The organism is Neobacillus sp. B24 (genome assembly GCF_055381825.1).
On the sequence record NZ_AP035777.1, the window covers coordinates 688981 to 701055 of the forward strand.

Sequence of the window (12075 nt, forward strand, 5' to 3'; positions counted from 1 at the left end):
AGCAAAAGTAATAGGCGGAGATTTTCCGGTTAAGTGCAAAATGGGGCTCGTTTCTGGGTTTTTAAGCGGAGGTTTTCCGCTTATGCAAAGAAAAACCCCTTATTTTCATGTTTTTCGAGCCAATAAGCGGAATCTATCCGCCTATTTACCCCTTTTTTAATAAGAATGACTAATTAAGCGGAATTTTTCCGTCTATTTCTCAACTGCCAGACTCCCCAAAAAGAAAAAGACGTATGCCAATCCATACGTCATTGAACGATATTAGATTACCTGCTTGTAAAATTTAATCTGAAATGTGGTCCCAACGCCCTTGGTACTTTTTACGACAATATCGCCGTGCTGACTGGTCACGATACTGTGCGCCATTGCCAGGCCAATCCCGACACTGTCGTCACTCGCATTTTTCCCTTTGTAAAACCGTTTGAAAATGTACGGGAGATCTGCCTTATCGATGCCTTTCCCGTTGTCAGATATCGTAATTTCAGTGTAAAGCGCATTTTCTGAAAAAGAAATAGAGATTTCTCCGCCTTGTGATGTGTGTTCGACACAGTTTTTTATGATATTAATGAGCGCTTCTGCCGTCCAGTTGAAATCACCGATAAAGCTTGCCTGCTCATCACCCGTGAGTGATAGTGTCTGCATTTTTATATCCATAGGAATCAATAGCGGCTGGACTGCTTTTTGAAGGAGTGGCGCAACCAAGACCTTTTCCTTTTTAAAAGAAATCGTTCCGGCATCGATTTTTGAAAGCTTTAATAAGGAGGAAACAAGCCATTCCATGCGTTCCAGCTGAACTTGGAGATTCCGGGTGAATTCTGCCCGCTTGGCATCATCCAGCCGTTTATCTCGTAACAAATCACCCATGACCATCATCGAAGTGAGGGGAGTTCGTAATTGGTGAGAGATGTCAGAAATCGCATTGGTCAATTTTGCTTTATCCTCCTGCAAAACCGCTCCTTGCTGGGAGAGCATCGAGGTCACTTTATAAATTTGACTTTTTAAGATGCTTAACTCTCCTTCATGGTTATCACGGACGTCCAATTGAAAGTGGCCATTGCTGATTTGCTGCAGATATCCTGAAAGTTTATCGATTTCACGGTACCGCCATTTGGTGAAAATCAGCGTAGTGCTAATCAGTAAAATTGATACTACAAGAACAAAGAGGGCCGCGGGCATGGAAACAAAAAGGGCCGCCAAAACCAAACCAATTCCACTAATCAACAGAAGAATGCCTAGTAAGATTTGAACTTCTCGATTGCGAAGCAACTCATTCACCGACCTTATAGCCCATGCCTCTGACCGTCTTAATCAGCGTGGGGTTCTGTGGGTCGTCTTCTAACTTCTCTCGCAATCTCTTAATGTAGACGGTCAAGGTGTTGTCATTGACGAAATCACCGGCAACATCCCAAATTCGGTCGAGCAGCTGGGCTCTAGTGAGAACCTGACCAATGTGATTTGCGAAAATAAGGAAGAGCCGATATTCCAAGGCTGTTAACAGAATTTCTTTGCCCTGTTTATATACTTTTCCTTCTAAAGTGTTAATTTGAATAGCTTCGATGTCAATGGTGGTTTTCGGCTGGGGCTGACGGTGGTAACGGCGGAGGACCGTTTTTATTCTCGAAACAAGTTCCCGGACGCGAAACGGTTTGGTAATATAATCATCCGCTCCCATATCAAGACCCATGACGACATTCACTTCATCATCATAAGCGGTTAAAAAGATGACCGGGATATCGCGACGTTTTTTCACGAGCTGGCATAAGTCATAGCCGCTTCCGTCCGGCAGATTCAGGTCGAATAAGCATAAATCAATTTCATCGATTTGATTCTGAATGATGTTTGTTGCGGACGCGGCATTTGGACAAAGCACGGTTTCGAAATCCTCTTGTTTTAAGGAAAACTCCAGGCCAGAAGCAATGGTCCGATCATCTTCGACTAATAAAATTTTCATACTGTCCATCCTAACATTATGGTTATACTTTTATCTTATTGGAAGAGCGTGGTTCCGTCAAAAGAGCGGATGCCACCGCAAAGGTAAATTTTCAAAAAAATAAAAAATATATTTAATTTTATAAAGGGGGATGATATACTATTATTAAACTGGTAATGACGTCATGATAATGAGATTAAATAGTTCCTTTCCTATTAGAAAACTGAAAGAATATGTGGTAAGATTATAGGTAGACCGGTAATGACAACGTTACCAAAAAAGGAGCTAAACATAGTAGTGAGTGATTCAAGACTTCCCCTGTATTATCAATTGATGGATAGTTTAATAGGAAAAATCGAATTAGGAGAGCTGAAGGAAAATGATCAGCTGCCTTCCGAAAGGGAATTGTGCGATTCGTATGGCGTCAGCCGGACAACGGTAAGGCAAGCAATGCAGCAACTCGAAAATGAAGGGCAGATTTATAAGGTTCATGGGAAGGGTACATTTGTCTCACCAAGAACGTATAACCAAAGTTTATTGAAGTTCTACAGTTTTTCAGAAGAAATGAAGAAGGCAGGCAAGTATCCGGCCACCAAGGTTATCTCCTTTGAGAAAATTCCTTGTGACGTAAGGATTGCCAAAGTCATGAACTTAACGGTCGAAGACGAGGTCTTTAAGATTATTAGACTAAGGCTTGCTGACCAAGTACCGATGCTTTATGAAACTTCCTATATCCCTGAAAAATACTTTAAAAATCTTACCAGCGGGGAATTGGAACAAACCCAGATGTATGAAATTTTCCGTTCCCAGTATAATGTCACGATTTCACGTGCATTGGAGAGTTTTAAAGCGGTCAGTGCCAACAGGACGGAAGCGGATATGTTAGATATTAAAGAAGGCTCCCCATGTCTGATGTTAGAGCGGATCACCTATGACCAATCCAGAATCATTGAATATACAAAATCAATCGCCAGGGGAGATAAATTTACTTATACAGTAGAGTTAATGTAGATACTTTTTGTATCTATTTAAAATAACTGGTAATGATGACATGAACAGTATTGGGGGTGTAATGATCTTGGAGCAGGTAGATTCTTGCCCGTGCCATTAGGGCAGGAATAGGGGCATTGAACAGATAAACTTATGACTTGGAGTGATGAATATGTTCTTATTGGATGAAGAAAAATTAGTGCCTTTAGGCGCATCAATTACAACAGCCGAAATCAGGCAGCAGCCCGATTTATGGAATGAAACATTAAACATTTATTTAGAAAAATATGGGGAAATCCAAGCTTTCTTACATAGCATAACCGACAAGCATGACCGGGTCCGCGTCATTTTTACAGGTGCCGGCACGTCTGCGTATGTAGGGGAAACGGTGATTCCTTATTTGAAAGAAAAAGTGGACGAACAGCAATGGGATTTGCTGAGTATACCAACCACCACATTGGTGTCGAATCCTTACCAATTTTTAAAAGCAGACGTCCCAACTTTGCTGGTTTCCTTCGCCAGAAGCGGGAACAGCCCTGAGAGTGTCGCTGCTGTGGAATTAGCTGGCCAAATTGTCAGCGATTTCTATCAGTTGACCATCACGTGTGCAAAAGATGGAGAGTTAGCGAAACGGACACAGGGCGATGAAAACAATTTGCTTCTGCTAATGCCGGAAAAATCACTTGACCAAGGATTTGCCATGACGGGAAGCTACAGTTGCATGACACTTGCAGCATTGCTCGTCTTTGATCCAGTATCTAACGAGGAAAAATCCAAGTTCGTAGAGCAGCTGCGTCTTATGGGTCAAAGTGTCATTAGGCGGGAAGACGATATCCAGAAAATCATCGATCTTAATTTTGAAAGAGTTGTCTATTTAGGATCAGGCAGCTTTGAAGGCTTGTCCAGAGAAGCACAGCTAAAGCTATTAGAGTTGACAGCTGGGAAAATTGCAACAGCATTTGATTCCCCATTAGGCTTCCGTCACGGTCCTAAATCGTTTGTTGACGATAAGACACTGGTGTTCGTGTTTACATCGAACCATCCTTATACCCGTCAATACGATTTGGATTTGTTAGCTGAATTGAAGCAGGATAACATCGCCGCTTATATTTGTGCAATTGAAGTAGATGGAGCTGTCAATTACGATGGACACACGTTCTCCTTTGACAGTGAGGCACAAGCTGTCCCAGATGCCTATTTGGCCCTGCCATTTGTGGTGGTTGGTCAAACGGTTGCTCTGTTAGCTTCTATTAAAGTCGGCAATAAACCCGATACGCCTTCCCCAACAGGGACGATACATCGTGTGGTACAAGGAGTTACCCTCCACGAGTATAAATAAACCAACTCAATAATCAAGTATAAATAATCAGCCCAAACATGTGGGGGATGATCAAATGATTACTACTGTTACCCTTAATTCAGCCATTGATAAGACCTATTACGTTCATCGTTTTGGCTTAAATCAGGTTAATCGGGTTTCGCAAATGTTTGCCGAACCAGGAGGCAAAGGAAACAATGTAGCAAAGGTACTAAAAACGCTGGGGTTACCGGTGACAGCCTCCGGTTTTGCAGGGGGGCACAACGGCAGAAAAATTTCAGAAGATTTGCAGTCTTTGCAAATCAGCCATCAATTCGTAGAGACGGCGGATGAGTCCCGGATCTGCCTGAATATTATCGATGAAGAGACCGGCTCCCAAACGGAACTCCTCGAGGGCGGACCGGAAATCAGTGAACATGAATGGCAGCAACTGAAACTACGAATCAGGGAAATAGCGAAACGTAGTAAGCTGATTATTTTTTCAGGGAGTTTAGCAAAAGGAATTCCTGCTGATGCCTATAAGCAATTAGTAGAAATTACACAAGAAAATGGGGCGAAAGCGGTTGTTGATACTAGTGGACAAGCGTTGGAAGAAGTCATCAGCGCCAAACCCTTTATGATTAAACCTAACCGTGAGGAGCTGTCCAAGCTGTTAGGCAAAGACGAGATCAACGGATATGACATTTTGGATGCTCTTAGCCAGCCTCTTATCCTGTCTATTCCCCTGGTTGTCGTATCCATGGGGGAAGAGGGAGCGATTGTCAGGTATAAAGAGAATATATATAAAGTTTTTTCTCCTCAAATAGAGGCTGTGAATCCTGTAGGCAGCGGTGATAGTTTAGTAGCCGGAATTTCGGCGGGATTGTACCAGGATTGGAATATCATTGATTGTTTAATTCTGGGAACAGCAGCCGCTGCCGCCAACTGTTTGGAGCAGAAGGCCGGGAACATCAATCTCGGAATATTGGAGGAATTGAAGAAGCAAGTCAGGATTGAAAAGGTTTTCTTGTAATCTATTTGGAACATCATTTAGGAAAAGGGAAAAACTTTGCGTCAAAGACGTGAAGTGCAAATAAAAAATTATACTAAGGGTGGGAAATTTAATGAAGAAATATTTTTCAATTCTAGCAGTCGCCTTACTCTTGCTGCTGTCAGCTTGTTCAGGAGGCAGCGAGTCCTCAAGCGGCGATGGAAAAAGCTCTAATGGCAAAGTCACTCTGACTTATGGCATCTGGGATGTCAACCAGGCACCAGCGATGAAAGAAATCGCCAAAAAATTTACTGAAAAAAATCCAAACGTTGAAATTAAAGTGGAAGTAACACCTTGGGACCAGTATTGGACCAAATTGGAAACCGCTGCAACAGGTAAGAGTTTACCAGATTTATTCTGGCTGAACGTGGCAAATATCCAAAAGTATGCTAAAGGGAAAGTCATCATTCCGATTGAAGATCAAGTGAAGGAAGCAAATGTCGATACAACAAAATATCCTGAAGCCTTGGTACAGTCATATACGGTTGACGGCAAGTTGTATGCGCTTCCAAAGGACTACGATACCATCGGCTTATGGTACAACAAGGTAATGTTTGATGAAGCAGGATTAGAATATCCAAATGAAAATTGGACATGGGATGACTTATTGGAAAACGCAAAAAAACTTACAAATGCATCTAAAGGCGTTTATGGTTTTGCCTCTCAATTAGACTCGCAGCAAGCTTGGTACAATACAGTGCCGCAGGCTGGAGGTTACATCTTAAATGAAGATAGCAGTAAGTCCGGCTTTAATGAAAAGGCTACGATAGAGGGCATTAAATTCTTGACCGACATGATCAATGTCCATAAAGTATCTCCAACCGTAGCACAGATGACAGATACACCAGTTCTTTCTCTCTTTGAATCTGGTAAAGTCGCGATGATGTTTGGCGGTTCATGGAACCAAATCGAGTTTGCCAAGAATGAGTATACAAAGGATAAAGTGGATGTTACCCAGCTGCCAAAAGGCGAAAAAGAGGCAGTTGTCATCCACGGACTTGGAAACGTGATTGCAGCTAATTCAAAGCATCCGAAAGAAGCTTGGGAGTTTGCTAAATTCCTAGGTTCTGAAGAAGCCAATAAAATCCAGGCGGAAACAGGTACTGTTCTTCCAGCCTATGAAGGAACTCAAGACGCTTGGGTAAAATCTAATCCTAATTTCAATTTACAAGTGTTTATTGATGCTGCTGAAAATGCCGTTCCATACCCTGCCTCTGTTGAAACTCGCAAATGGCAGCAAATCGAACTTGATGCATTGACAAAAGCCTATAACGGTGAGATCAGTGTCGAGGATGCAGTGAAAGAAATCGGCAAGAAAGTCGATGAAGTCCTAGCCAGTGAGAAAAAGTAATAAATCGATGGGAAGAGCCGGGGGAAATCCACCGCTTCTTCCTGTTATCTTTTAGATTAAAGGGGTGAGACGATGGAGGCATCACAGGTCGAACTATCACAAGAGGTTAATAGAGCTAAAAAGACCAAAAGAATCACCAATAGAAGGAAAAGGTCGGATTATTTTTGGGCTTATGCGATGATCCTTCCCACCATGCTGGGAACGCTCATTTTCAATATATGGCCCCTCATTCAGTCGTTTTATTTAAGTTTCACTGAATGGGGCGGGTTTGGCACCTATACATGGGGCGGTCTGGTCAATTATAAACGGCTGATACAGGATCCCCAGGTAATTGGTGCTTTAAAAAACACCGTCATCTTCACAGGTCTGGCCGTTCCGCTTGGAATCGCCTTGTCCATCCTAGTGGCGGTTCTATTAAACCAGAAAATACGCGGTATAACCGTTTACCGCACCCTTTACTTTATTCCAGTCGTGACGATGCCTGCTGCTGTTTCCATTGTTTGGAAGTGGCTGTACAACTCCGACTACGGATTGATCAATTATGTATTAGGGCTGTTTGGGATTAAGGGGGTCGCTTGGTTGACCAATCCCGATATCGCGATCTACTCCTTGGTTTGTGTTTCCATATGGGGTGCCATTGGTTACAACATGGTCATTATCTTATCTGGACTGCAAGGTATTCCAAGAACTTTCTATGAAGCGGCTGAAATGGATGGCGCTTCACCGATTGTCCAGTTTTTCAAAATTACCCTTCCTTTATTAACACCGACATTATTCTTTGTGACCGTTATGTCTTTAATCAATACCTTTCAGGTATTTGAACTTGTCTATATGATGGTCGGTCCTAATAGTCCGGTCATTGAGAATACACAAACACTCGTTTATCTATTTTATAAGCAGGCATTTCTATTAAATGATAAAGGTTATGCTGCTGCCATTTCCCTATTTATCTTTGTGTTTATTTTAATCTTTACGATCATTCAATTCCGTTTGCAGAAAAAATGGGTTCATTACGAATAAGGGGGGAGACAGATATGTCCACAAAATCGATTGCGATGCGCAGACAAAAAAACCTATTTATCCATATTCTCTTAATCGTTGGGGCGTTAAGCATGATCACACCGTTCCTGTGGATGGTGTTAACTTCATTAAAGACATTTGGTGAATCCACACAAGTCCCCCCGGTGATCATCCCGAAGGACTTTCAGTGGAGCAATTTCACTGAGATATTTGCGACCCTTCCTTTTTTAAAGTTTTATTTGAATACCATCATTACCACCTTTTTTAAAACAATAGGCCAACTGCTTTTCTGCTCTCTTGCAGCCTATGCTTTTGCCCGGATTGAATTCCCGGGAAGAAATGTCTTATTTATCCTGCTTCTATCGATTTTAATGGTGCCAAGCCAGGCTTATATCATTCCACAGTATTTAATTATGGTAAAGCTGGATTGGCTGAACTCGTTACAAGCCTTAATTGTCCCTGGCCTTACTAGTGCATTTGGAACCTTCCTGTTACGTCAGTTTTTCATGACCTTGCCAAGTGAGTTAGAAGATGCTGCAAAATTAGATGGCTGTAATCACTTTCAGATTTATTGGAAGATCATGCTGCCGCTTGCCAAGCCTGGGCTCATCGCACATGCGATTTTTACCATCCTTTGGTGTTGGAACGATCTGATGTGGCCGCTGATTGTCAATAACTCTCCAGATATGATGCCTCTATCAGCCGGATTGGCCTCACTTCAAGGTCAATTCGTAACAAACTTCCCTGTGCTGATGGCGGGATCACTGCTTGCTTCCTGGCCAATGATTTTAATGTTTATCTTCCTTCAGAAATATTTCGTTGAAGGTATTGCCTTAAGCGGAACAAAAGGCTGATTTTAGAAAATGTGATCAGAAAATGACTTTCACAATGGGGTGAATGTATGGATCAGGCAATAGTTGGAGTGGATATCGGAGGCACGAACACGGTAATCGGCATTTTCGACAGCTCCTTTCAATTGATAGAGAAGACAAATATTCCAACGTTAAGACCCGGCTTTCCGAAAAAAACGAATAATCCTGTTGAGTTTTTCGATAAACTCGGAGATGAAATCCTGGCTCTTGCGAAAAGGGCAGGCTATTCGGGTCAATTGTTATGTGCAGGATTCGGGGTACCCGGGAAAGTGAATCCTGGAAAGGGCATTGCAGTTAATGCGGTCAATCTTGGGTATGACAATGTTCCTTTTGCCTCCGAAATGAGTAAAAGGCTGGGCGTCCCTGTTTTCATTGATAATGATGTCCGCAATTATACCCGTGGTGAAGCGATAGCAGGCAGTGCAAAAGGCTATCAAAATGTCGTCTGTGTAACGCTTGGCACCGGGATGGCAGCAGGAGTGATGGTCGAAGGGAACCTCATTATTGGCAGTGACTTTTACGCAGGCGAAATCGGTCATGATATCGTTCCGGGCGCGCAGGCAAGATGCAACTGCGGGAGGCTTGGCTGTTTGGAAACCATTGCTTCTGCGAGCGGAGTCAGCAGGCTGGCAAAAGAGGCAGCCGCTGCCGGCAGTGACACTTTATTGAAAAATATCGACGGACACATTACCTCAAAGGATGTCTTTCAGGCATCCAAAAATGGCGACCAAACGGCAGTGGGAATTTTTCAATATGTGGGACGGACGCTGGCTCAAAAGCTGGTAACGGTAACCATGTTATTAAACCCCGAGGTCATTGTGATAGGCGGAGGAGTCGCAGCCGCAGGTGACATGCTGTTGGGTCCGATTAAAGAAGTGTTTGATGAACAACTTGGTCTGGAACAGTCTCCGATTATTACAGTCGGCAGTTTAGGAGATTCAGCGGGCCTTTATGGCTCGGCACAGCTGGCTTTCAAGAACTATCAAAACGAGACAAATGTTAAAGAAGGGACTTTATCATGACGAACCTGAAAACCTTGATAAAAAACGCAAGAGTCTATACGCCTGATGCTGTTTTGGATAACGGATGGATCGTGGTCAATTCTGTCGGAAAAATTGACCAGGTTGGAACTGGGGAGGTCGGTGCTGTTGCGTTTGACCGGATTTTGGACGCTGAAGGGGCAGTTGTTTTGCCCGGGTTTATCGATGTGCATATCCATGGCGGAAACGGCTACAGCGTCATGGACGGTACATATGAGGCTTTGTCAGGGATTAGTGCCTTCCATGCCAAGCATGGCACTACATCGTTTTTGGCCACAACCACTTCCGGGTCTAGAGAAAGGATAGCAGCGGCATTACATAACGCCGCGGATTCCATGGACAAGGGGCTCCCGGGGGCAGAAATGGTCGGGATCCATCTTGAGGGTCCGTATCTAAATCTAAAACGGTGCGGAGCGCAAAGTAAAGAGGACATCCGATCTGGTGACCTTGATGAAATAAAGGATTTCCTTCAAGCGGCCAATGGGCGGCTAAAGCTGGCAACTATTGCACCTGAAATCCAAAATGGGATGGAAGTGCTTCAATTTCTTAAGGAACAAGGCGTTACCGTTTCCATTGGACACTCTGATGCCACTTTTGCTGAAGTAAAAGTGGCGGTAGAGAAGGGTGCCAGCCATACGACACATCATTTTAACGGAATGAGCCCGGTACATCACCGCGAACCTGGGGTGGCCGGATCCGGTTTGGTGATGCCTGAGCTGACGACAGAAATCATTTCAGATGGGATTCACGTGCATCCTGCTATGGTAAAACACTTGTTTGACACAAAAGGTCCTTGGAATGTATGTGCGATTACAGATGCTGTCGGTTGTGCTGGACTTCCGGACGGTGAATACGAGGATGTGGTCATGAAAAACGGCCAAGTGCTCCTGAAGGATGGATCAAGTCTGGCAGGCAGTTCTTTAACAATGATCAAAGCCTTTAAAAACGTCCTGACATTCACCGGCTATTCCATTGAAGAGATTTTGCCGTGTTTTACGATGGTCCCTGCTCGTCAAATCGGCATGGATCATCAGAAGGGCTCCATTGAAGCCGGCAAAGATGCTGACTTTTTATTACTAGATTCGGAGCTTGCTATTCTATCTGTCTTTGTGAAGGGGCAAGAAGTCTATTCTACAGTAAAGCAATAATGTTTGATGAAAAAACCAAAAACAGGAAGGGTGTTTTAAAGTGATTAAAGCTGCGTTGATTGGTGCCGGTGCGAGAGGGATGTACTCCTATGCGTCCTATGCGTTAAAAAATCCAAGAGAGATTCAGTTTGTTGCGGTTGCGGAAGGAAATCCGGAACGCCGTGAGAAATTTGCAAAAGCCCATAACATACCAGAAGAAATGCAATTTTCCAGCTGGGAGCAATTGCTGGATCAGCCGAAGCTGTGTGAGGCTTTACTCATTTGTACACAGGACCGGATGCACTACGAGCCTACATTAAAGGCAATTGAAAAGGGCTATAAGATTTTATTGGAGAAGCCAATGTCGCCAGTTCCAGTAGAGTCGCTTGAAATTGCCCAGCAGGCAGAGAAATACGGCAGCCTGCTTTCTGTCTGTCATGTCATGAGATATTCCACTTATTTCCGGGCATTAAAGAAACTATTGGATGATCAGGTAATCGGCAGGGTTATTTCGATCCAGTGGAATGAGAACGTTGGTTTCTGGCATCAGGCTCATAGTTTTGTCCGCGGAAACTGGCGGAATTCCACTGAATCCAGCCCAATGATACTGCAAAAATGCTGCCATGATATGGATATGCTGCAATGGCTGGTCAATGCAGATTGTACGAAGGTATCTTCATTCGGAAGCCTGACGTATTTCAAAGAGGAAAATGCCCCTGAAGGATCAACAGACCGCTGCGTAACTTGTCCGGTCGAGCGGGAGTGCATCTATTCTGCCGTTAAAATGTATTTAAACGAGAAAGATGAATGGCCTTCAAACGTCGTATCCCTGGAGCCAACCTATGAAGCGCGTCTGAAAGGGCTGCAAGAAGGACCTTATGGAAGATGCGTCTATCGCTGTGATAACGATGTTGTTGACCATCAAGTGGTCAATTTGGAATTTGATAATGAAGTAACCGTAGCCTTTACCATGACTGCTTTCACAAATGAAATCAGCCGAACCTTTAAAATTATGGGAACCAAAGGCGAAATCCGCGGGGATGGTTTGAAAAATGAAATTGAAATTAAATACTTCACTGGCCGGGTGGAAAAGGTAATTCCTGAAGTGGTTGAGGGCGGACATGACGGATCCGACACCCTGATTATGGAAGACTTTATCAAACAAGTAAAATCCAATGATAATAATAGCACAACTTCCGCCATGGTTTCTGCGAAAAGCCATCTGATTGCGTTTGCCGCAGAGGAATCCAGGGTAACAGGGAAAACCATTGACATGAACGAGTATATTGCCCAACTGAATGAAAGCAAGGCTGGAGTCTAGTTTTTCATAAGTTCTTAACTGCTTTGATTCTAGCTTCTTACTGGCATTTTTGAGTTTAGAAGATTAAAAGTATGGA

At 43.5% G+C, this 12075-nt stretch carries 11 protein-coding genes; 9 read left to right on the top strand and 2 right to left on the bottom strand.

Annotated elements, in window-relative coordinates; genetic code table 11:
* Positions 1-261: 261 nt before the first annotated feature.
* The gene (locus ACZ43M_RS03350) at positions 262-1266 is read right to left on the bottom strand and encodes a sensor histidine kinase (protein ID WP_464507932.1); all 1005 of its coding nucleotides are present in this window, start codon (positions 1264-1266) and stop codon (positions 262-264) included.
* A gap of 1 nt (position 1267) precedes the next feature.
* Complete coding sequence (locus ACZ43M_RS03355) at positions 1268-1951, bottom strand: response regulator transcription factor (RefSeq protein ID WP_464506049.1); 684 nt, start codon at positions 1949-1951, stop codon at positions 1268-1270.
* A 270-nt stretch (positions 1952-2221) separates the two neighbouring features.
* Between ACZ43M_RS03355 and ACZ43M_RS03360 the strand changes: the two genes are divergently transcribed.
* From ACZ43M_RS03360 to ACZ43M_RS03400, 9 genes are all read left to right on the top strand, one after another.
* Positions 2222-2941, top strand: coding sequence for a GntR family transcriptional regulator (locus tag ACZ43M_RS03360; protein ID WP_464507933.1), 720 nt, complete (start codon positions 2222-2224; stop codon positions 2939-2941).
* Positions 2942-3092: 151 nt separating this feature from the next.
* Complete coding sequence (locus ACZ43M_RS03365; RefSeq protein WP_464506050.1) at positions 3093-4259, top strand: SIS domain-containing protein; 1167 nt, start codon at positions 3093-3095, stop codon at positions 4257-4259.
* A gap of 55 nt (positions 4260-4314) precedes the next feature.
* Complete coding sequence (gene pfkB / locus ACZ43M_RS03370) at positions 4315-5250, top strand: 1-phosphofructokinase (protein ID WP_464506051.1); 936 nt, start codon at positions 4315-4317, stop codon at positions 5248-5250.
* Positions 5251-5341: 91 nt separating this feature from the next.
* Positions 5342-6619, top strand: coding sequence for an ABC transporter substrate-binding protein (locus tag ACZ43M_RS03375; protein WP_464506052.1), 1278 nt, complete (start codon positions 5342-5344; stop codon positions 6617-6619).
* 72 nt (positions 6620-6691) lie between these two features.
* Positions 6692-7639 (top strand): carbohydrate ABC transporter permease, encoded by a 948-nt coding sequence (locus ACZ43M_RS03380; RefSeq protein WP_464506053.1) that lies wholly within the window; start codon positions 6692-6694, stop codon positions 7637-7639.
* Between the two features lie 14 nt (positions 7640-7653).
* Positions 7654-8493 carry a carbohydrate ABC transporter permease gene (locus tag ACZ43M_RS03385; RefSeq protein WP_464506054.1) on the top strand — a complete coding sequence of 280 codons (840 nt, stop codon included), beginning with the start codon at positions 7654-7656 and terminating at the stop codon, positions 8491-8493.
* A gap of 47 nt (positions 8494-8540) precedes the next feature.
* Complete coding sequence (locus ACZ43M_RS03390; RefSeq protein ID WP_464506055.1) at positions 8541-9533, top strand: ROK family protein; 993 nt, start codon at positions 8541-8543, stop codon at positions 9531-9533.
* The gene (gene nagA, locus ACZ43M_RS03395) at positions 9530-10699 is read left to right on the top strand and encodes an N-acetylglucosamine-6-phosphate deacetylase (RefSeq protein ID WP_464506056.1); all 1170 of its coding nucleotides are present in this window, start codon (positions 9530-9532) and stop codon (positions 10697-10699) included. Before ACZ43M_RS03390 ends, nagA begins: the two co-directional genes overlap by 4 nt.
* 40 nt (positions 10700-10739) lie before the next feature.
* Positions 10740-11999: a Gfo/Idh/MocA family protein gene (locus tag ACZ43M_RS03400; RefSeq protein ID WP_464506057.1), complete on the top strand. Its 1260-nt coding sequence runs from the start codon at positions 10740-10742 to the stop codon at positions 11997-11999.
* Positions 12000-12075: the final 76 nt, after the last annotated feature.